The following is a 22,298-nucleotide window of genomic DNA, read 5'->3' as shown; positions in this document are numbered from 1 at the left end:
TATAAATATTTTTCTTATATAAGATAGCTATTTATAAAATTTGGTAACTTCTCATTAATTGCATCCAACCAATCCATTAGCTCAATCACATCAAGTCTTCTTTCCAATATTTCTACCTTAGATACATAAGACTGCGGCTTTTCCAAACGACGAGCAAGCTCAACCTGAGTCACATTTTTGAACTCACGAAGTGCTATAAGTTTCTTAATTAGGTCTTGATACCTAGGATCGTGTATTGAGCGCATGGCTCAATATCAGTTACAATTAAAAATATCCCAAAATAGGATATTTCAACTTAACCCTATCTGTTTACTGAAATTTTTCTTTTGGATAATGATTGAACGATAGTTTAGGAATTCACTGTGAAGCAAAAATTTTCTGTAGCTCAAATCAACAGTATTGTTAAAAAGAATTTAGCAGGCGCAACTGTCGAACAACTGTGCCAAGAGTATAAAATAAGTGTCGCTACTTTCTACCGTTGGAAAGCTAGCTATTTAGATATCGATGAACAGATTTTTACTCGACTGAATATGTTAGAACAGGAAAATTTAGCTCTAAAGCAGATGTATGCGGAAGAAAAATTATCTAAGCGTCTAGAAAGGTAGAGCTTTTAATGCACCTATTCATTTCACGATTCAATAGCTCTCGTTAAAAATCTCGAATGTAAATTTCAAAGATAATTTGCATTCGAAGCATCCCATATAGCATCTATTGTCAAAATATTAGCCCCGTCAAACAGACTTATAACCTGCTTCTCATGCAATAAATCTGATAATGCTCTTACATTTTCCTTTCTTGTAATACCTACTTTCCCCTTATCTTCCATTGATAACAATAGGTTTATCAAAATTCTGACATTTTTCGAAAAACTATCCACAAAATTTTTACCCAATACTTTCTTTGTTGAGGTAACCAAAGAGAAAACATTTGAATTAACTAATGAAATAAAGTGTTCACGATAATTAAAGAATGGAAGTTCAGTACAGATAATAAGTAGAGTCCTATAAATAGACTGACTTATTGCAGAAGTATCCTCTTCCCTTTTAACAGCTAATTTAAAAAAAATTATCTGTGCTGCCAATGCATCCAATCCAGCTAAACACTCTAGCTGGCGTAATTTTCTTTTAGATAGGTGTGTAACTAATGCACTCCCAGAATCATATTTGTTAGCTTTATAAAGAATACGTTGGACTTCCCACGATAGATTTCTAAGCTCATCACTTAACAGCGATTCAATACTGATGGAGTTATTCATGACTTGCCAAAGAGTATGTTTAAGAAGCATAGAGCTGCCTTGTACATGAGATTCTGCTTGGCCTATAAGTATAGGACTTGGAGTATGTTTACCTAAGCGATAACCTCGCCATTTATTATTATGATAAGCATCACCATGCTTATTTTTATTAAAAGCATCTGGCTCAATTACTTTTTCAATTTGATAATCTGAATTTTTAGATAAATTGACCCTGATATACCAATACCATAATGAAACTCGAACGATATCCAACTCACTTCTTTTTTCCATTTTTGTATTTTTCATTTTTTAGTCAATCTCAAAAAAAATCCTAGTTATAGTTATTTATAATTTAAAAACAATAAATTAGAAATTTGTATAGAGTAAAAGATTGAGCTGTTTTTACTTTCTACACAACTTTTTTTAAAAGATATATGCTTCTGTTGTGACAGGACAATACAAGACACCCTATGCAAAAACATTTAATGCTTGATGCAACAACAATAGAAAAAGAGCTATTTGACCGTTACGGCCCACTAATAGCTGATGATGCTTTAAGAATTGCTTTAGGTTACAAAACCACAGATGCTTTTCGTCAAGCATTAACACGTAAAACTGTTCCTATTCCTATTTTCACTTTCCCAAATCGTCGTGGAAAATATGCGTTAGTAAAAGATGTTGCTACATGGCTAGCAAACCAAAGAAACTCATCTTTAGATCAGAACCATAACCACTAAATTTTCATTTTTCAAAAAATTATTATGGAGCCATCATGAAAAATTAAATCAAAAATCAATAAAAAACGGACCCTAAAAGGATCCGTTTGTGACTTTATATAGAAGCATATAAAGACCTGAGAATCATAGTATCTTCTCTATATCGTCACCAGTCAAGTAAGTGCTATTCAATCGTAATAGTACAGATTAACTCATTCTCAAATATCTATTGAGAATAGGATTACTTCTGGATAAACAGATATGTCTTATAAAACAGTTTTTTCAAAAACTGATATTCAAATAAATATCCTTGAACAGATCAGGATTGCCTTTGAATCAACAGCAAATGTAGCAGCTACACTTCATGGGCAACGTAAAATCTATCAAGGTGCTTTTGGTCGTCGAACTTCCCTATTCCCTAGTCAAAAGTGTTGCGGAGCAATACCCTTAGAAAGCAGACTTGAACTCGCTCATGCAATCTCATTAGAGCAAGATCCCAACATCTTAAATTATCGCTCACAAGCATTAAAAATCTTACTAGCCAATGAACAGTATTGTTTTCCAGATTTCTTGGTTCAAACCAAAGAAGGTGCTTATGAAGTTCATGAAGTCAAACCATCCATAGCATCATTATCAACCGATGACTTAAACCGCTTTGCAATACTTTCTGATCTACTCCGCTCAATAGATATTACTTTTAGGCTAATAGATCACATAGACTTACCAAGTGAATCAGAAATTTCGCAGCTACTTTACTGGTATCAAAGAGGACATAGATTCAATTGGAACACCCTCGAAATCAATTACGCCTTACGTCACTTAAATTTCAAAAAATTTGATACCTCACAGCAAGTCTACAAAACACTTGAATCAATAGGTCTTAAACAAGAACTAGCTGATTATTTATTTTTTCATAAAAAAATTAAACTCCGCTTAGAAAATATGAATAGTCGAAAGGTCTATTAATATGGAAAACTCTCTTTTTATACCTCAATCTGGTTTTCGTTTTTATTTTAAAGCACATCCCGACTATGTTTTTGAAATCGGATCTATAACTTATAATGCTATTCGATATGCTGCTATAGCTGGTGGAAAGTCATTTTCAATAACACCCAACGAATTCGAAAGTCGCTATAAATTAGGTGAAATTTTATGTGTATTTGCACCTGAGAAACTCATAATCAACCCAAAATATAGTTCAGAACTTCATCGCAAAGAGCGCTATGTTGTCAATGCATTACAACTATTGGAGCACCCTACTAGTATTAATCTGCTTTCCGAATTAATCCCCCAGATAGCTTCCAACATTAATGATCTTAACCCACCTTCGTGCCGTACTGTGGCAAGATGGATCAATAAATATAGAAATTCTTCTCAGAATAAAATGTGCTTACAAAATAAATATTCAGGTAATCGTAGTTTACGATTCTCTCCTGAAATTTATCAAATTCTAAATCAAGCAATTAATGAAGTTTATTTAAAGCCTGAATACAGAAGTGGTAAAGATGTACTTGCCTATATGCTTGGTTGATTCATGGAGCAAGGCATCCCATTAGAACAGTTACCAACACTTCGTAGTATCCAGCGACATATCAAAAAATTAGATCCTTATATTGAATTTAAAATGAAAAAAGGGTCCCGGATAGCGAAGAAAAAATTTCAAGCTGCTGGCAAAAGTATCATTAGTCCATTCGCTCTTTATATGGTCGAAATTGATACACACTATTTAGATCTAATCGTGATTGATCCGAAGACGAAACTTGCCTTAGGTCGACCATTTTTCGCATGTGCAATTGATATCTACTCTAGAGCCATTGTTGGAACTTATATCAATATGTACCCCCCTAGTGCTGCAACTACATTAGAAGTCATCAAAGATATGATTACTCGGCCAAACCAAAAGTTACCAGGAGGAATCCCAAGTATCGTCATTCCAGATAATGGAGTGGAGTTTAAAAACAATGCTCTCGAGCGAGTATGTGAACAGCTGAAAATTACTTTGACTCCTTCCCAAGTAGGTACACCTAATAACAAACCTCATATTGAACGTTTTTTTAGTACGCTCACACATGGGATTATTCAAAAACTACCGGGTACAACTTTTTCTAATCCAACGAATAGAGGTGAATATAATTCAAGTAAAATTGCACAATTAACTTTAGAACAATTAAAACAATATATAGATACTTGGATTCATGAGGTTTATCACCGATCTATCCATCACACGACAGGACGTTCACCTATCATCATGTGGCAAGATGCCATTGAAGATATACGACCGAGTTTTCTTACAGATATAGATGCAAAAATTTTATGCCGTAGGCCTATTGAAAGAGCCATTAATAATGGTCAAATCCGTGTAGATGGTATTAGTTATTTTTCACATGCTCTAACTACACTACAAACTAAAGGCATAAAAAAAGTTACCGTGCTTATAGATGATTTAAATTTAAATGAAGTTTTTATCATTGATCCCGACAAAAAAGATGTAATTATTCAAGCAGATTCAACCAATCAAGACTATACATTTGGATTAACACGAGTAACCCATCTTGAAGTTCAAAAACTAAAGAAAATCCAATCTCGATCTGATAAACAAAAAATTGGTTTGATGTCCGATTTATATTATCTGTATAAACTTATGCATGAGATTCAAACTAATCTTGTGAGACGAAAGCCAAGATTGAAACCACTTACTCTTGAGCTTCCGAAGCAGCTACAAAGGATCGAAGAACAACTATTCTCAAAAGACAAGGATATTGCTGAACAAGCTGTTTCCTCAATAAATGTACCTACACCAATTAATCAATTTGGTTCATTGGAGGTTTTTAAACATGGAAAAATTTGAGAATCGTTTTGAACAAATTCGATCTATTAACAATATTGTTATTACTTCTAATGAATTCATCACCGCTTTCACAGGTATACAAGATTGTGTAAAAAGAAGTATTTCATTTAGTGAACCTGTTGGAAGTATGCTTCTAGCTGAAGGAGGACTTGGAAAAACTACGCTCTGTAAAACGATCTTAAGTCTGATGCCTCGTACAGAAAAAATTGAGAAGGATCATAAGAAAAATATCATCCCTGTATGCTATGTAGAGGTACCATCGCCTGCCACAGTTAAATCATTAGCAATAACGATGCTCAAAGAGCTTGGCGATCCTACTTATGAAAATGGGTATGGCACTACTGAATACTTAACTAGCAGGCTTATTTATTTACTCGCACAATGCGAAACTAAGCTTATATTCTTAGATGAATTTCACCATTTATTTGAGCGTAAACCAACATCTACAAGAATGAATCGGACTACAGGCAACTGGCTTAAAACGCTAGTAAACCGAACAGGGATTAGTTTTTGTTTAGTTGGTTTACCTGAGTTTGTCCCACTACTTCAAGTTGATAGCCAGATTGCTCGTAGATTCCCTTTCATCTACCACCTAAATCCATTAACTGTTGATCCTTCAAATGGCGGGAGCATGTTTGCATTTCTTGCTGAAGTTGCAAGAACACTCAATAAGCAAAACATCACTTTCTCACCACCTCTAAATAGCCAACTTGTAGGCATGCAAATTCAACTAGCAACAAAAGGCTATCACTCATACGTAATGAGCCTGATTAGAGAAAGTATCGCACATGCTTTACATGATAATAGGCAAGTAATAACTCCCCTTGATTTCAGTTATTCATGGAAATTAGGCATCACGCTCTACATTAGCAAACAAAATAAAAATCCATTTGAAATGAACATTTCACAAATCATTTCATTAATTTAATAGTCAGAATTATGCAAAATCCTCTTTTAATACAAGCAATACCTCATGAAGATGAGTCACCAATGAGTTTCTTGTTAAGAACAGCAGAACTCAATGCACATAGTTCAATTTTTAATTTAATAGGCAAAGAAAAGTATAAATCTATCATTCGTCAGTCTTTGAATTATCATATTTCTGATATGAAACGCTTCACTCAAGTGTTAGAAGTATTAAATCTTGATAGTTCTTATAAATTTCTAGCTTTTGAAAGATCAAGGCCAACCAATAGATCTCCTATAATGATTGGAACAATTGAAGTCCCCCATGAATTATTAGAATTAGAAGGTTTACGCTACTGTCCTACTTGTCTTTTTGAAAAAGCATATCTTAGAAAAATATGGACATTAAAGCCTCTACATGCATGTCCAATACATTCTTGTTTGTTAATTGATTCTTGTCCTGAATGTAAGAGTTTTCTTCTCCCCAAAACAGGGGTTCTAAACTGTTCTCGCTGCGGTTTTAAATTAGATAAAGGACCTGTACAAAAAGTAAAATCAATGGAAAGTATCTATTGGTTTCTTGACATACTTACGCATAGTTCAAATGAAGTTTTTTCAGATTTTGCATCATGCTGGAAAGCATTCAATTCTTTCTTAAAAGATGATAATTCCAATACAAATGAAAATATTTTTTTTAAAGTGTATGAATATTTTTCTGACCCAGAGACTTCTGCCATAAAATTAAGTGAAAATATTAACAGTAGAAGTGAGAATTCTCATCCACGTATTCTATTGTTACCATTTCTAAAACATAAAAAACTTTTCAACAAGCATATTAAAATCACCGAAAAGAATTCTTCAGAATATAGAATTAGTGAAAATAGTATTTCCAAAAATCTTAGAAATTATGAAATACAACTAATCTTGAATATTTCTCGATTTGAGTTTGAGAAATTGATAGAAAATGACTTTTTGAACCTTGGACAGAAAGAACTCTACAAAGGAGATATTGCTAGCAGAGACATAGAACTCTTCTTAATTGATACATATTCTCAGCCTAAATCAGCACTTCTCACTAGCATCGAAGCACCCGTAGACAATAATAGTATGCAATTAAAGGATGTTGCTAAGTTGTTAGATATCAATTATGACATTGCTAGAAAACTAGCAAAAGCTGGATGGTTCAAATTAGAGAATACAAATGAAATACCACAGACTTTCAAAAAATATTCAAAAGAAAAGGTGAATGAATTCAAAGAAAATTACATACTCGTTAGTCCACTAGCAACACAGCTAAAGGCATCTCCAACTAATCTAGTGGAAAAATTAGGGGCTTTAGGTATTACTCCTACTAATGGTCCACATATAGATTCAACTGCAATAAATATTTTTTTAAAGACTGATGTCCAAGATATAAAGCCAGATGACTTAATTATGATTAAAGGTTATCCGACTCGTTCTGGAAGGCAAAAAAATACCTCAAAAACTGTATTTCAAAGAACAGATTATTACTCTTTAAATGATGCTGCATCTATATTAGAAATCAGCTCAAATAAAGTAGCTGTACTTGTTCAAAAAGGCATTCTTAGGAAAAAGGAGAACAACCCTTTATCTGTTCAGATTGAAGCTTGCTCCCTGTTAAATCTTAAAAACAAACTACTAAGTGATGAATTTACTTCCTACCTTGATGCTGCAAAGCAATTGAACTGCCCTGTCAATTGGATGAAAAAATATTGGTGTGATACGGGATTCTTAAACATTGAGGATTTAATCTATTGGAAACTTATCAAGAAAAATGAATTAGCTGCAATTTTGAAGCTAAAAGAGGGCTTTATTACAGGCGCTGAGGCAAGTGCTCTCTTAGGAATGCGTCACTCTCATATCACTAACTTACAGAGCCAAGGTCTTATAACACCTTATTATTTAGGTAAAACAGATAAAAAAGTTAGAATGTTTAAAAAAGCGGATGTATACCAAATAAAAGATTATTATTTTATAACTAAATAGCCTATCAAAAAATAGGGCTGTTTAGTTACAACCCTATATCAAAGTAGAAACTTATAACCCAACTCAAATAATAAATGTATCGGCCTTAATTAAATCATCCAATTTAGTATTCACATTTGATTGATTATTTAAAACTAAAAATTTACTACTCTCGTAATTAGTTCCAGTTCCATCTCTATCTAAACTTAAAGTAACAGTAGTGCTATTTTTTTCATATGAAATAAATTGATTTAAATTGGTCTTATTAACTTCACCAATTAATAAACTAGCTATGTCAATTTTATCACCTTGACTTAGATTAAAATCTCCCCAAGTATCTATTCCATTTCCACCAATTGCATCACTTTCAAAACCTTGAAGAATTTTAAAGATTGCAGTATCAGAACCTTCACCGCCATAAAGCTTGTCGTCACCTGCTCCACCTTCTAGATAATCTATTCCAATATTACCATTCAAGATATCATTGCCATCACCACCCAGTGCATAGCTCTTTCCTGCCCACACATTGATTGTGTCATTCCCTGATGTACCGTGGAAAGTCATGCCTTTGTCTTTAAAGTCTTGGATCGTGACCGTTTGGTCTGCAAATGCAAATTGTTCTATTTCGTAATAAGCACTACTAAAGAAGCTCTTTATACGGACACTATCACCGTCTGAATAACCCCAGAGCAGTAAGTCATTTGTATCTTTGGTGAATTTAACATCTGTAAAGTTAACATCAGTGAACTTCAGAATATCTTCGCCTGTTTGTCCACCGCTGTAGTCTGAAACTGTATCTTGACCATGGCCTTTCGAGAAGATGTACGTATCCCCTTGGTAGCCACCATCTAAATAATCGTTTCCTAATCCACCATTTAAGGTATCTATACCAGCACCACCATAAAGCTTGTCATCTCCCGTACCACCAAAAAGCGTATCAACTCCGTCACCGCCATCCAGGATGTCATCACCTGTGCCACCAGAAAGCGTATCATCTCCACCGCCACCATTCAGATTATCATTGCCTGCAGCACCTAATAACATTTCTGATTTAGACGTTCCTTTTAAAATATCTATCTCACTTGTACCGCCAATATATACAAATGCTGTGGAATATTTAGTAAGAAAGGTATTGATTTCAACTAATGTACTATCATCAAACTTTTCATAATTCTCAAAAATAAGCGATTGAAGTCCATCGAATCCCTTCTTAGGAACATCACGGTAAACATTAGCGATATGATCTGTAAATTCAACTAACTCAATGAATGTATTCTTAATATCAGATGAGAATTTGTCCTCAAATAGCTGCTCTACATTTTTAAAATTCTGAATATACCCAATATCACCGTTATCTTTTAATATCCATTCTTTCTCTATTTCATCTGCATAATTCTTATAAATTGCTGTTTGCCCATATAAGCCTTTGTAGATAGAGAAAGTAATATCAGAATAGATACTATTAATTGCGTTAGTGGTTTTAATGATATCTTCTTCACGAATATAGAAAAGCTTTTCGGTCTTAGTTCCCATGAATGAATCAATAACACCGACTTTAGATTTAGCTGCATTAAAAGCAGATTGAATCGTAGGATCAACTTGATCAAAACTAATCGTTGGACCTCTATTTCCACCAGCAATACCAACACCTTGCCCATTCGAACTTACCATTGACTCCCATAGTCCTTCTGTATACTCATGATAAGAAGGATCTGTTTTAGCCCATGCTTTTAATAATGTAGGTAATAATTCTTTTTGTGCTTCTGTAGTTTGAGCAGACTCATACTGTCTTACTAGTTGTTCTAAATTAGAGGATTGAGCCATTGCTTCATGGAGGTCACGAACTCGACCATACCCTTTCAAATCTGGCAAATCTTCAATTTCTTTACTTACCTCAACTTTATTTGTAAATTCACTGTAAATTGAATCAAAACTAAAATTAACATCACCCATTGTGTGAGTAGTGCCATCCGTTTTTTCATACAAACCAACTTGAGCCAGAATGTTATTTCCAGCCAAAGCCGTATTTGTATCTTGATAATTTACATTTAACGACTTAACTCCTAAATCACTTAAACTCAACAATTCATTTTCTTGGCTTTTACCATCTTGATTTAAATCTCTCCAAACTTTTAGTTTATTGAAATCTTCATCATTGGCATCAATTTTTCCATTCTTATCTGTATCTAAATCTGCTAATGCATTAAAACCGTGTTTTGCTTTCTCACCATTTTTGAGACTCGTGTTATCACCAAAGACTTCTGTACCGTCATTGATAATCCCATCTCGATTACGATCAAATACTAATAATCCATCATCTGGACTGACCCAACCCGTAGCAGTTTTAAGACCATCAGCATCATTATCAAACAGTGCGCCATTCAACTTATTGTGTGCAACTGTTTCAATACCATCTCCATCTAAATCTAAAATAAGTGGATCATAGTAATAATGATGCCCTTCACGGTTTAGACCAAACCAATCCTTTATAAAATCAGGAGTTACGTCATCAACCCATTTTGAAATATTATCTGGATCAAATAATTTATCTAGTCCAAAAGGTAAGTCGATACCATTTTCGGCAATGTGGTTGTAAAGTTTATACAGTAAACTTCCTACTGCTTTACCACCTTGATAAGCTCCATAAATAAGCAAGCCTGCTAGAACAACCTCACCTAATACAGGTACACCAAGTAATCCTGCAACAACAGGGATCAATTCTGCCCCCGCAGCAAATATTATTGTTCCTATAACAGCTTGGGGCCCATATTCTTTTGCTTGTTCTTGGAATGGTTTCCAATTGCCCGTTTCGAGTCCAACCACCAACCCTTCGAAGGTATTATTTAGGAAGTCAGCAGTCATGACGCCTGCACCGACTTTTCCACCAAAGAGATTGTCTTTTAGATATTTACCTAAGTTATCTGCCATTTCAGGGTTAATTTTAATTTGACCATTTTCGACTTGCAGCATGTTATTTTTAATAATTTGCTGTGTATCTTGTCGAATCGTTTCAATAGTTCCATTTACAATTTGCATGGATTTACTTAGAGCATCTCCAAAGACCTGAATGTCTATAGCTCCGCCTTGACCAAATTTTCCAAGATTTACATCGACAATATGTGTTTCTGGAGTACCTTGAATTTTTGCAATTTCTGCATCAATAATGACTTTTTCACCTTGTAACCTTGAAATTTCACTTTGAATATCTGATTTTTTTGCATCAGAAAGACCATTATTTTTTAAAGCGTCTGTGAGTTGATTGGTTTTTTGTTGGTTTTGGGTGAGATCAGCAGATGAATTTACCAACTTTTCATATTTATCTGAGGGCGGTATTGTGGTGATACCATTTGCATATGCTTTGGCGTGAATAAAATGTTCTACGATTTGTTTTTTACTTGCATCAGTCAATGCTTCCCCATTAAGCAATTTTTCTAAATCATTTTTCATGTCCAAAGTTAAAGGAATAGAATCAAAAGATTGTGCTTTTATTATCTCAATAGCTTCAGCTATAGCTGTTTTGGTAAACTCTACATTTCCAGCACTTGTTTTACCTTCACTATCAACTGTCACAGTTTCATTAGCAACTTTTGCATATTTGATGTCGTTTTCTGCATATGTTTCTAATCGTGCTTCTGCCTGCTTAAAGCGTGGATCGCTACTATCTTTTAATTGCTCAACCGTTATTGCATGTTGAGCTAGATAATTATTGATACTTTGTTTAGCATCATCGCCATGTAGGACAATTTCACCTGTGCTTAGTCCTTCTTTTAGCGTTGTCTGTAAATCAAGAATCGCAAGTTTTTTTTGACTATCACTTAAACTACTATCAAAAATCTTGTCTTCAACCCATTTTATAATAGCCTTATTGTAATCAGAATGGCTGGTATAGTGTTGCGATGCACCAATCGGACTATCTGATATGGGGTGTCCGCTGTCCTGTAAAGCTTTTGCCATCTCGGCACGGTCAGCATCTGAATATAAAGCAATGCGATTATTATAGGACTGTAGCGCTAAGTTTTTATTTTTATCTTCTGATATCTCATTTCCTAAAATATTGTTTAGTTTCTCATTAAACTCCGAATTGAAAAGTTGGACAGGTAATATGTGATGTACTTGGAAAGAAGTAGCCATGTTGATTATTCCTAATTTTGTTTATTTTTTATCTGTTTTTATTTAAGGTCACATAAAAATAATTGCCACGCATCACTCAATTGCGCATCATCTAACGCTTTTTTAAGTTCATCCGACATAAAAATTGAATGATTCAATTCCGGGTCTTGCCATAAATCGACATCACATGTTGTGGCCTCTTTTGCAATTGCGATAGCATAATCAGCATAATCAGCATGATATAATTTGAAAAGTTGATAGTCTTTATGCTTGGTATAAGAATGTTTGTCTAAATCTTTTGTACAATATTCTGGACGCAAATAGCTTCGTAACTCAGCAATATTGAAAAAATAATAGGTCTGTTCATTGACAGGTTCATTTAATTGAATATCAAAAAAAGATAAGGGATAGAGTGTGCTTTCACCTAAGCGAAACTTTTTCAGTACATTGGCGCACTCTTCAGTGACAATAACAAAGCCATCTTGAGTACGAAAAAAACTAGGTAATTTAACTGTTTTTCCAAAACCATGCGCATATAGAATAGTAGGCGCATTCACAGGTGCTATTTTTTCACTTAAATGGTATTTGTCAACTATTTCTATTTTAGCTTGACGCATTATATTTCTTTTATTTTTTTCTTCCTCTGAATCTCCTTTAATTTTATAAAGTTCAGCATAGTCAAATATTCCTGGAAAAGATAAATCAAATACCCGATAGTTTTCATCAAACATGATCGTTGTTGTCCATACATTATTAGACATAGTTTTCTCTCTTTAAAGTTATAGTAAAATTAGTTATGAAATATTAGCATGAAGCATTTTTTTGAATAGATGAAAGTACCAGTCCCACGACAAAATTTGTCGTACAAAGATTAGGCATTAGTATTCTTTCGACGTCTATGATAGATACATATTGATACTTTGTTAACAAAAAGTTAAAACTATTTAATATTAGTTAACATAAATTTCATAACTATTGTTTTTCATTAATTTATATACTTTTATTAAAATGACACAAGATGTGTCGTTTTCTTCTCAAAATGTCATTGGATGTGTCGCATCCAAGTGTCATTATGTGTCGCAAAGATTGCTAAGTTTTTGAATTTCTGGAATGGAAAATGACAACTTATGTGTCGCGTGACGAAAGCGTTGAATGACAGATAATGCGAGATTTTTGACACATATTTCGAGATTGTTACAAATTCCATCAACTACATTAATTCAAAAAAATAGAGCCTAATGGCTCTATTTTTTTGAATTAAAAATTAAGCTTGCAATATAATTACAAATCCTTAGGTGTATGGAATTCATTTAGAGAATCTGACTTCCAAAAATCACCCCAAATTTTCTCTGAAATCTCTAAATACAATCTTTGTCTTTGATCAAGATAGTCTTTAACGAATAGCTCTTTATTATCAGGACTTTTTAATACCTTAACCTTATAAGATTGAAAACTCAATTTGAATTCATTTTTAGCATTAGTAAAATTTGGATTATTAATATATGCATCCTCATTTAAAGACTGTGCTAAAAGGTTTTCTTTCAAATAATGAGGAATTTTTTCATGAACAAACATATCTTTAAATGATTGATTAGTTCCATTTGGAAGTAGTATCAAGCCACCTATACGATTTCTATAATCTTCAAATGAACGCTTATCAGCAAAAGTTCCTTGATGGCGCTCATATTTATTTGCCCAAATATGTTCAACCTCAAATGGTTTACCTTTTGATGGTTCATAATATTGAACAAAATTAGTTTGCATACCGGAAATTTGTTCAATAAAAACAGTAATTCTAGTTAATAGAAATTTTACAAATCTATAATTTTGTCCATGTAATCTAAAACCAAGAACACCATCAATTTTTTGATCCATCTTGGCTAATTTTTCGGAAAGAATTTTTCTAATCTCTTGAAAATCTTGCTGCCTAATTTCTTTGACTAGGCTATACATTGTGTAACGAATAGATGTAGCCGAAAACAATTTAAAATTGAGAGAGCGTCTTACAGAAAAAGTCTCTATATATCGAGCGACTAAATCTATTTTTTGTTTTACGACAGTCATATCATCTGTCAATTTTAAAGGTGCTAACATTAATGGAATACTTAGAGTTGGTGCAATCCCCCATCTATGAATATAAAAGACATGTTCCAAACCTTCAGTTAAATTCTTTTGAGCATTTAAAATAACTAAATATGCTTTTAGAAAAAACTTGAATCTAACATTTACAAATGACTCATAAGATTCTGTATCTGAATTATTAAGATCAACTTTTTCAGGATTATCTCTTAACCAACTGTGAAAACGTGTTCCAATTTTTTCAAAGTCTTCATTTTTTGATCCCGCAGAACCTTGTCTAATTGTGTCGGCATATTGCGCTCGAAACCAAGATTGAAAGAATTTTTGATCTTCATTTTTATCAAAAGATTTAAGGTTTTGAATTTCAGACTTCCAATATTCATCTGCTTTTTTTCTTTTATTTTTATCACTAAATTTCGATAGTAGAAAACCTTTCAACATCTCAGATGGAGTTAAATTTAAACCACGATCATTCATCGTCTCGAATATTGTATAAGCATTTTCATCAGAATAAGCTGTGATCTGAACTAATATTACTTTTTCTTTCAGCCAATCAATAAAGTTAGCGAAACAGGTTGTAATCTCATTTGGAAAGACTTCGGTAATATCTTCATATCTCGCAGCCATGTTCAAAGAAGACTCGTCTGAATCAGTACCCGTAAACTTCCCATCCTCGAATAAAGCATTAAAACAAGCTAGACGTTCATCAACTTGAATATTAAAAGTTTTCTCACCAAATTTTTCAGAGAAAATCATAGACGATATTGTTAAATTTTCATTTAAATCTTTTTGAAAATGATTTAGAAAAATCAAGAAAAGTGTTAGTGAAGTTAGCCGCTGTTGTCCATCAATAATACTTAAACTACCATCTTCAGAAGCTGAAACAACAAACGGGCCTAAGTAATAGCTATTATAATTTTGGACATCTTTGCGTGCATCACCTTGCGTATATTCATTTAAAAATGCTGATGTTAAGTCAGTTACAAGTTGTTGGATATGTATTTTCTGCCAAGAATACTCTCTTTGGAAATAATCAACAGAATATTTTTGCTCATTTAATACCTGATATAGTGTTTTATGAGATGCCTCTATTTTGTTTGAAAGACTAGACACTTATTCCCCGATTTTAAGTTAGTGATTTATTTGATAATAAAAAAATAGCACATTTTATAAATGTGCTTTAGATTAATTATAAAGTTTTAACTAAGTTAAAGCGGAACTATTGAATTCTGTTTCATCCACTTCAACCCATTCAACACTTCATTTTGGCTAAATTCTTTTTTCTCTTCTGACCATGCATAAAAGTCTTTCAGAAGTTGCTCTTCAGCAACAGGTAGTTTTTTCTCTAACAAACGTAACCAACAGGCAAAAATTGTTGCCACAATTTCTATATGATCAGACTTGCTTGTTCTAAAAAGTCCGATTAGCACATAAATATCTGATGTTTCTTTAGCAAAATACTTACTAAATGCTGATCTATGATCATTACATCTACTGAGAGGTTTGTACTTTAAGTCTCGCTTAGGATCGTAACTGAACCACTCACGATCTTTAAACTCTTTATCTAAATAACGAGCCATAACTGGATCATAGGGACCAGCGGCATGTTGTTTAAAATCAGCAGCCAAATCCATATGCTTTAACTGTTGGCATAAGTAGATCAATTTTTGTAGTTTTAAATGACCAAAAGTCGGCTCTGTACGCAACTGAAACGTGATTTCAGCAGCTAAAGATAAAAGCTTCAAATCATCGTCAACGCTTTCATCTGTAAACAAATCAATTTGATCACTACTTTTTTGCTTCGAATTTTTAACCATCTCAATTGGTTTTTCAAAATGAATAAGATTATCGGCAACTTTGGGCTTACCAATACTATTCGAATCTTTTAAAGCATTTGATACTAAAGCATCTGAAAGTTCACACTTGATACTATTAACGTGTTTAATTTTATCTTTTAATACATTACAAATATTAAGAAACTCATCAACAGTCTGAATTATTTTTTCTTGCTCATTTAATGGAGGTATTGGTATATAAACTGACTCAAGTATTTCAAGATTAATATTCTTCTGAGCAGTCGCAGGTGCATATTCTAATAATTGCTGTCGAGCTGTTTTCATGAAAAATAAAAGATATCGAGCGCTGTATAATGGCTCAACTGGTGTGAAACCAACCACACTATCCGGAAAACATGCATCAAAACCTAATATTGCAGAATCAGCAATATTAGCTGCAATTGTGATACATAAAGTTCCCTTAGACCACATTCGGCTTTGGGCAAGACCAACTTCACTATATTTTGAATGATATTCAAGAATAATATTTCCTGCTCTAGCAACCTCACCAGTTTGGACTAATGGATAAATTGGTGGATTAAACAGAGCTGGATCATTACGTGGTCTATGTTTTGACTTACCCCGAGCAAACTCTCCTAACTCAGAAAATCTAGCCCAAGCCCAGCTATCTGGAATTTCAAATGGTACTTTATCTAAATCAATTTCGGACAAAGGCTTAGACTTCTTAATTTTACCTTCTTTTACTAATTTCAATTTCTCTTGAGCAATTTGTTCTAGCAATTCACTTGCTGGTTCATCATTAGGGTCTTGTTTTACTAACTTACCCATCACAGCCAACTGCAAAATCGTTTGTTTTAGCTGTTCAATACTGTATTCAGTAGTAAATAGCAGATCAAAATTTTCTGAAATACGTCGCCAATTCTGTTGGAACTCTTCAACATCAGATGAATTAGTCAAAACATTTAATAACGTATCAACTAATTGATCATGTGCTTCTGAGCTTAAATTTTGATGCTGTTCAAGTTGATCACAAAGTTGCATCAGCTCATACACTTTGGAAACGATACGTTGTTGCTCTTCAAGTGGAGGTAAAGCTAATGGTAAATCCGACAACTTATTTAAATAAATCCCTTTTTGCGCAGTACCCTTACCATGTTCTAAAAAGTAATTTATACATAAAGGTGAATGAAAATATAATGATAAGTAATAAGAATTTATACCCGTTTGAATAACAGCAACACTTCGTTGTAAAACAAATTTAGGAGCTTGTGGAGGCACAACCGCCGACCGACCTATTGTTCCAACGATTGTTAATAAAACATCGCCTGTTTTGATATCTGTTCTTGCATTTTCTATTTCAAATCCAGATTGATCTACAAAACGGGATGGGTTCTCAAAATCAATTTTGCTGTCATTAATATTTTGGCTACTGAGCATTGGAAAACCGCTACCATTATTAGCTGGAGGGTTATGTGATCCATCTGTTAATTTTTTAGATATTGACCCTAGGTTGCATACTTCCCAATTATCAGGGATATCTACATGAAACTGGCTCTTATCAATAGAGTTTACTTTTGAATTTCTAATTTTTTTCTGTTTGATTAATTCAGCACGTTCAGCTAAAAGACAACTTAACAATTCTTTAGCATCTTCATCCTTTTTTTGGTTCGTCAATCTACCCGTAACAGCAAGTTCTAAAATCAACTCACGAAGCTTTTGAACACCATAAATTGAATCACTAGAACCTGAACTACGTCCACGTCCCGACTTTTTTTCAGTTTCCGCTGTTAACCAAATATCTAAATGCTCAGTAATGAGTTTCTTAACATCTGTCATTTTACTCATCCCAAACTATTGACCTAAAGATTCATCTAAAATTGCTTTTAATTGCTGACGAATTTTAGCAACCTCAGCTTCAAGGCTCTCATATTTAGCCAAAAGCTGTTCAGGGTCTTTTACATCCTCTTCAACTTGATGCGGATTTTTTATATCAAGGTTATAACCACGACCAATAATATCTTGAAGTGATACTTTCCATGCTTGTTCATTTGCTATACGACTTGCAAAGCCATCACATTCTTTCCCCCACCATGCTTTTAAAGTGTCGAACTCCTTAAGCTGAAGCGGTTTGGTTTTGTTATAGGCTTTTACACCTTGTGGTAATTGATGTTCATAGAACCACACCTCTTCTGTTTCCTTACCTTTAGTAAAGAACAAAATATTGGTACTAATAGATGTATAAGGAGCGAATACTGTCTTAGGTAAACGGATAATTGTATGTAAATTACAATCTGCCATTAATTTTTCTTTAATGGCTGTTTTGATGCCCTCACCAAACATAAAACCATCAGGCAATACCACTGCTGCACGACCATGTGCTTTTAAAAGCTGAATGATCAACACCATAAATAAATCGGCAGTTTCACGAGTCTGGAATTTTGAAGGGAAATTCTTCTCAATGCCTTGTTCTTCAGTACCACCAAATGGAGGATTAGTCAGAACTACATCTACACGTTTATCTGTTCCCCATGAAATCAAAGGATAAGACAAAGTATTGTCTCTGCGGATTTGTACAGGTACATCAATACCATGCAAAATCATATTAGTTGTACATAGCAAATGCGGCAAAGGCTTCTTTTCAATTCCATAAATACTATTTTGTAATATCTTCTCATCTTCAGCAGTTTGAACATAATTTTCACGTTTATGTTCAATAGCGGAAGTAAGGAATCCACCTGTACCACACGCAGGATCAAGCACAGATTCACCTAATTGAGGATCGATCATCTGCGCCATGAAAGTTGTGACTGCTCGAGGAGTATAAAACTCACCTGAGTTCTTCGCTGCTTGTAAATCACGTAATAACTGTTCGTAAATATCACCAAAAGCATGACGTTCTTTAGATTTATTAAAATCAAAACCTTTCTGAATTTGGTTAATAATTTTTCGAATTAAACCACCCGATTTCATATAATTATATGCATCAGCAAATACATTTTGCACTACACGAGTGCGAGGATCATCATTTTCAACTGCTAGATTTTGTAATGCAGAGAACAATTGATTATCAATAAAATCTTTCAGTTCATCGCCTGTCATACCCTCATCATTGGCAGCCCAATTACGCCAACGAAATTTTTCAGGAATCGGAGATTTAAAAGTTTGTCCTTCCAACGAAGCTAAAGCTGCAAGTTCAGTTTCTCGATCATCAACAACCTTAAGGAACAACATCCAAACCAACTGCCCAAGACGTTGCACATCACCATCAACGCCCACATCTTCACGCATGGTATCTTGAATGGATTTAATGGTTCCTGAAATGCTCATATGATAACTGCATTAAACTTAAAAATTTGGCGCTGATTGTATCAATCAAGTGATTAAGATGCATCCTCATATAAGTGATCTCCTAACTCTTTTAAAGCATTCGTATACGCTTCAACCGATCCAAATGACTGAATAATTTCAATGATTGACCCCATTTGATTAAATGGAGGAATTTGTAAAATCTTTACATCTTCAATAGGCTCAATACCTTGATCTGCATACTTATCAAGTAATGCATCCAATACTTGACGTGCCTGCTCATTGTACTTCGTAAAGTAATTGCGTTTTCGTACATTATTAGCACGTTCTTTTTTAGTTAAAGCAGGCTGGTCAAAAGCGATATGGCACACCATATCGAATGGATCAAAATCTTTACCTACCTCATCCTCTAAAGCTTCAAAAATCACGCCTTGCTTCTTAAACTCATCAATAATCAAAGACTTTTTATCAGCACCTTTCCACTTTCTCAAGAAAGCATCTAAGGACTCATAATCTTTCAAGATATGTTCCCTTGTATAATTTTTTAAGGACTCAGTAACCAGTTTTCCATCATTATCATAGAATTGAACTCGTTCCCCGATCACACTAACAGCCACATCATTTACATAGAATTTTCTTGGTGGCTCACCATCACCGCCACCGAAGTCATCATCACCAGAATCACTACCTGTTATTGAGTCATCGTCAGGACGATCTGTATCATCTTCTTCGTTTGTATCTGGCTCATCAGGCGGTACTACAGGTTCATCAGGTTTGGGTTCATAAATGACAACAGGCTCACCATCAAAAGCTGGATCACTAAAAAGCTCTGTAGCCTTCTTAAAATCCATAATCGTAAACCAAGTTTTTCCAAACTCTTCATTAATACGTGTACCACGTCCAATCATCTGTTTGAACTCCGTCATAGACTTAATATGCTGATCAAGCACAATCAATTTACAAGTTTCTGAATCCACCCCTGTAGTCATCAATTTGGAGGTTGTTGCTATGACAGGATAACGTTCTTCGGGATTAATAAAGTTATCTAATTCAGCCTTACCATCTTTATCATCGCCAGTAATACGCATGACAAATTTACGGTTTTCTTTAATTCGCTCAGGATTCAAGTTAACCAATGCCTGACGCATACGTTCTGCATGATCAATATCATCACAGAATACAATTGTCTTAGCATAAGGGTCTGTATTAATAAGAAATTCAGTGATTTTTCTTGCAACAAGTTCAGTTCGTTTTTTTAGAACAAGTCCTTTATCCATATCCTTAAGGTTATAAATACGATCTGTGATCTCATTCCCACGATGGTCTTTTTTTCCTTTTTCAGGACGCCATCCTTGTAGGTCTTTATCTATATCGATACGCACAACTTTATAAGGTGCAAGGAAACCATCTTGAATCCCTTGTTTTAATGTATAGGTATAAACTGAATCACCAAAGTAGGTAATATTGGAAGCATCTTTGGTTTCTTTTGGAGTAGCGGTTAAACCAACATGAGTCGCTGAACTAAAATATTCTAAAATTTCACGCCAAGCTGAATCTTCTTTTGCACTTCCCCGATGACACTCATCAATCACAATTAAATCAAAGAATTCAGGAGAAAATTGCTTATAAATGTTCTTTTCTTCTTCTGAGCCTGTTACTGCTTGATAAAGTGATAAATAGATTTCATAACTTTTATCAATCATACGGTTCGATATTTTAGTCATATGCTGACCAAACGGTTTGAAATCTTTATTCTTTGTTTGATCTACTAAAATATTACGATCAGCCAGAAATAAGATTCGCTTTTTGGCCCCAGCTTTCCATAAACGCCAAATGATTTGAAAAGCTGTATAGGTTTTTCCTGTTCCAGTTGCCATGACAAGTAAAATGCGGTTCTGCCCACGCGCAATCGCTTCAATTGTTTTGTTAATTGCATTAACTTGGTAATAACGAGGCATACGTCCTGAGCCATCGTCATAATATGGGTATTCGACTATTTGCTTTGATTCAGGGGTAGTCAAACCATTATATTGCTCATACAGCTTCCATAATCGCTCAGGGGAGGGAAATTCATCTAATCCTAACTCTTGCTCCACCTTTCCAAATAGACCCGTTTGGTCATGAAATAAAAAGCCATCACCATTACTTGAAAATATAAAAGGAACCTGTAAGCAATCAGCATATGCTAAAGCCTGTTGCATTCCAGCTCCAATACTATGGTTATTATCTTTTGCTTCAATTATTGCTAGAGGAATATTTTTTTTATAGTAAAGAACATAATCGGCACGTTTTCGTTCACCGCGGGTATGTAGTTTTCCACGTACCATGATTTGACCATTGGTAAAAGTTACTTCTTCACGGATTTGATGTGCAGTCCATCCTGCTTGTTCTAAGGCAGGATTGATAAATTTACTACATATATCTCGTTCAGATAGTTTCTTCTTATCCATTCTAAAGCCATAATTTTTTGGAATTAAACTAAGCATAATGAATAGCAAGTTTTTTTAAAAGCTATGATGCCATATTTATTATTGGATCTAGTCTGGCCAACCTACAGTTAAATAAATGGATGAAAGAGGTACAGATGCACAGACTCAGTATTCCTTTGGAATTTGTTGTATATTGGAATGACAATGAGGATTTCTGCAATCCTACAATTTTCATTCTATAAGTATTTAAAGAAATAATTATAAATCAGCTAAACGCTCGAATGCTTTTTTATGGCGAATTAGAAGCAATTTCGTTTCATATTCAACGATTTTCTCTCCTTCTTTCCCAGTCAAATCAAGCTTTTTAGAAGCCTTTATTTTCGGACGAGGAACTACTTTAACACCATACTTTTTAACTGAATCTTCCATATAAATCTCATAGATACTAACTACATACTTACTTATTCAAAAAACCAATAAAAAAACTAAACTTACATCTAAAAAAATATGAGCCTGTGTACAACCAATATAGTTCAAAAGATTAACAATAAGTATTCTCATCAGACTATTATCAGAAAAATTATTCTAATTTCTAACTATAAAATCGTATATCTTGAATTAGACAAGCAAAATTCGAATATCAACCTCTAAAACTTTCGATATTTCATATAGTTTTAAAACCGTTATATTTACTTCTCCTCTTTCTATGCGCCCCAGATAGCTTCTATCAAGTTCGCACATCAATGCTAATTTTTCTTGTGAAAGGTCTTTCTCTTTCCTAGCTTTGCGTATGTTTTGACCTATCGCTATTGCCAACTCTGTCATTTGAATCAATTGCTCAAAAAACAGAACTATCACTATTTGAGGATTAAACATCCACGGACTATA

General features: G+C 33.9%; 15 protein-coding genes and 1 pseudogene. 6 read left to right on the top strand and 10 right to left on the bottom strand.

Annotated elements, in window-relative coordinates; genetic code table 11:
• Positions 1-14: 14 nt before the first annotated feature.
• A complete protein-coding gene (locus ACY45D_RS04345; RefSeq protein ID WP_463108600.1) occupies positions 15-245 on the bottom strand; it encodes a helix-turn-helix domain-containing protein in 231 nt (76 codons plus the stop codon).
• 117 nt (positions 246-362) lie between these two features.
• Here ACY45D_RS04345 and ACY45D_RS04340 point away from each other — a divergent pair, with 117 nt between their 5' ends.
• The gene (locus ACY45D_RS04340) at positions 363-605 is read left to right on the top strand and encodes a transposase (RefSeq protein WP_425918046.1); all 243 of its coding nucleotides are present in this window, start codon (positions 363-365) and stop codon (positions 603-605) included.
• A gap of 65 nt (positions 606-670) precedes the next feature.
• On the opposite strand, the gene ACY45D_RS04335 is transcribed toward ACY45D_RS04340, so the two are convergent.
• Positions 671-1,540, bottom strand: coding sequence for a hypothetical protein (locus tag ACY45D_RS04335; RefSeq protein WP_463108599.1), 870 nt, complete (start codon positions 1,538-1,540; stop codon positions 671-673).
• A gap of 164 nt (positions 1,541-1,704) precedes the next feature.
• On the opposite strand from ACY45D_RS04335, the gene ACY45D_RS04330 reads away from it, so the two are divergent.
• From ACY45D_RS04330 to ACY45D_RS04310, 5 genes and pseudogenes are all read left to right on the top strand, one after another.
• Positions 1,705-1,971 carry a hypothetical protein gene (locus ACY45D_RS04330; RefSeq protein ID WP_463108598.1) on the top strand — a complete coding sequence of 89 codons (267 nt, stop codon included), beginning with the start codon at positions 1,705-1,707 and terminating at the stop codon, positions 1,969-1,971.
• A 240-nt stretch (positions 1,972-2,211) separates the two neighbouring features.
• On the top strand, positions 2,212-2,916 hold the full coding sequence (locus ACY45D_RS04325; protein WP_463108597.1) for a TnsA endonuclease N-terminal domain-containing protein: 705 nt from the start codon (positions 2,212-2,214) through the stop codon (positions 2,914-2,916).
• A gap of 1 nt (position 2,917) precedes the next feature.
• Positions 2,918-4,798, top strand: a pseudogene (locus ACY45D_RS04320) (Mu transposase C-terminal domain-containing protein).
• Positions 4,785-5,726 carry a TniB family NTP-binding protein gene (locus ACY45D_RS04315; RefSeq protein ID WP_463108596.1) on the top strand — a complete coding sequence of 314 codons (942 nt, stop codon included), beginning with the start codon at positions 4,785-4,787 and terminating at the stop codon, positions 5,724-5,726. The pseudogene ACY45D_RS04320 and the gene ACY45D_RS04315 overlap by 14 nt, the downstream one beginning before the upstream one ends.
• Positions 5,727-5,737: 11 nt before the next feature.
• The gene (locus tag ACY45D_RS04310; protein ID WP_463108595.1) at positions 5,738-7,711 is read left to right on the top strand and encodes a TniQ family protein; all 1,974 of its coding nucleotides are present in this window, start codon (positions 5,738-5,740) and stop codon (positions 7,709-7,711) included.
• A 63-nt stretch (positions 7,712-7,774) separates the two neighbouring features.
• Here ACY45D_RS04310 and ACY45D_RS04305 read toward each other — a convergent pair whose 3' ends face one another.
• The 8 genes from ACY45D_RS04305 to ACY45D_RS04270 all read right to left on the bottom strand — a co-directional run bounded on the left by ACY45D_RS04305 (position 7,775) and on the right by ACY45D_RS04270 (position 22,235).
• A complete protein-coding gene (locus ACY45D_RS04305) occupies positions 7,775-11,821 on the bottom strand; it encodes a type I secretion C-terminal target domain-containing protein (RefSeq protein ID WP_463108594.1) in 4,047 nt (1,348 codons plus the stop codon).
• Between the two features lie 38 nt (positions 11,822-11,859).
• Positions 11,860-12,561: a hypothetical protein gene (locus ACY45D_RS04300; protein WP_463108593.1), complete on the bottom strand. Its 702-nt coding sequence runs from the start codon at positions 12,559-12,561 to the stop codon at positions 11,860-11,862.
• A 520-nt stretch (positions 12,562-13,081) separates the two neighbouring features.
• Entirely contained in the window at positions 13,082-14,992 is a 1,911-nt protein-coding gene (locus ACY45D_RS04295; protein WP_463108592.1) for a DUF262 domain-containing protein, read from the bottom strand.
• Positions 14,993-15,087: 95 nt separating this feature from the next.
• Positions 15,088-17,511: a restriction endonuclease subunit S gene (locus tag ACY45D_RS04290; RefSeq protein ID WP_463108591.1), complete on the bottom strand. Its 2,424-nt coding sequence runs from the start codon at positions 17,509-17,511 to the stop codon at positions 15,088-15,090.
• Between the two features lie 15 nt (positions 17,512-17,526).
• The gene (locus ACY45D_RS04285) at positions 17,527-19,002 is read right to left on the bottom strand and encodes a type I restriction-modification system subunit M (RefSeq protein WP_463108590.1); all 1,476 of its coding nucleotides are present in this window, start codon (positions 19,000-19,002) and stop codon (positions 17,527-17,529) included.
• Between the two features lie 53 nt (positions 19,003-19,055).
• Positions 19,056-21,431, bottom strand: a complete 2,376-nt coding sequence (gene hsdR, locus ACY45D_RS04280) for an EcoAI/FtnUII family type I restriction enzme subunit R (RefSeq protein ID WP_463108589.1) — start codon at positions 21,429-21,431, stop codon at positions 19,056-19,058.
• Positions 21,432-21,668: 237 nt separating this feature from the next.
• Positions 21,669-21,839: an acetyltransferase gene (locus ACY45D_RS04275; RefSeq protein WP_463108588.1), complete on the bottom strand. Its 171-nt coding sequence runs from the start codon at positions 21,837-21,839 to the stop codon at positions 21,669-21,671.
• Between the two features lie 189 nt (positions 21,840-22,028).
• Positions 22,029-22,235, bottom strand: coding sequence for a helix-turn-helix domain-containing protein (locus ACY45D_RS04270; RefSeq protein ID WP_111035174.1), 207 nt, complete (start codon positions 22,233-22,235; stop codon positions 22,029-22,031).
• Between the last annotated feature and the right edge of the window lie 63 nt (positions 22,236-22,298).

This window comes from Acinetobacter sp. BZX-2 (assembly GCF_055179795.1).
Note: the sequence above shows the minus strand (reverse complement) of the source record. Positions and strands in the feature narration are given on the sequence as shown.

What these genes read in the sequence shown, in the direction of transcription:
- ACY45D_RS04345 (WP_463108600.1), bottom strand. Translation starts at nt 245, where the DNA reads ATGCGCTCAATACACGATCCTAGGTATCAAGACCTAATTAAGAAACTT.
- ACY45D_RS04335 (WP_463108599.1), bottom strand. Translation starts at nt 1,540, where the DNA reads ATGAAAAATACAAAAATGGAAAAAAGAAGTGAGTTGGATATCGTTCGA.
- ACY45D_RS04330 (WP_463108598.1), top strand. Translation starts at nt 1,705, where the DNA reads ATGCAAAAACATTTAATGCTTGATGCAACAACAATAGAAAAAGAGCTA.
- ACY45D_RS04325 (WP_463108597.1), top strand. Translation starts at nt 2,212, where the DNA reads ATGTCTTATAAAACAGTTTTTTCAAAAACTGATATTCAAATAAATATC.
- ACY45D_RS04315 (WP_463108596.1), top strand. Translation starts at nt 4,785, where the DNA reads ATGGAAAAATTTGAGAATCGTTTTGAACAAATTCGATCTATTAACAAT.
- ACY45D_RS04310 (WP_463108595.1), top strand. Translation starts at nt 5,738, where the DNA reads ATGCAAAATCCTCTTTTAATACAAGCAATACCTCATGAAGATGAGTCA.
- ACY45D_RS04305 (WP_463108594.1), bottom strand. Translation starts at nt 11,821, where the DNA reads ATGGCTACTTCTTTCCAAGTACATCACATATTACCTGTCCAACTTTTC.
- ACY45D_RS04300 (WP_463108593.1), bottom strand. Translation starts at nt 12,561, where the DNA reads ATGTCTAATAATGTATGGACAACAACGATCATGTTTGATGAAAACTAT.
- ACY45D_RS04290 (WP_463108591.1), bottom strand. Translation starts at nt 17,511, where the DNA reads ATGACAGATGTTAAGAAACTCATTACTGAGCATTTAGATATTTGGTTA.
- ACY45D_RS04285 (WP_463108590.1), bottom strand. Translation starts at nt 19,002, where the DNA reads ATGAGCATTTCAGGAACCATTAAATCCATTCAAGATACCATGCGTGAA.
- hsdR (WP_463108589.1), bottom strand. Translation starts at nt 21,431, where the DNA reads ATGGATAAGAAGAAACTATCTGAACGAGATATATGTAGTAAATTTATC.
- ACY45D_RS04275 (WP_463108588.1), bottom strand. Translation starts at nt 21,839, where the DNA reads ATGGAAGATTCAGTTAAAAAGTATGGTGTTAAAGTAGTTCCTCGTCCG.
- ACY45D_RS04270 (WP_111035174.1), bottom strand. Translation starts at nt 22,235, where the DNA reads ATGACAGAGTTGGCAATAGCGATAGGTCAAAACATACGCAAAGCTAGG.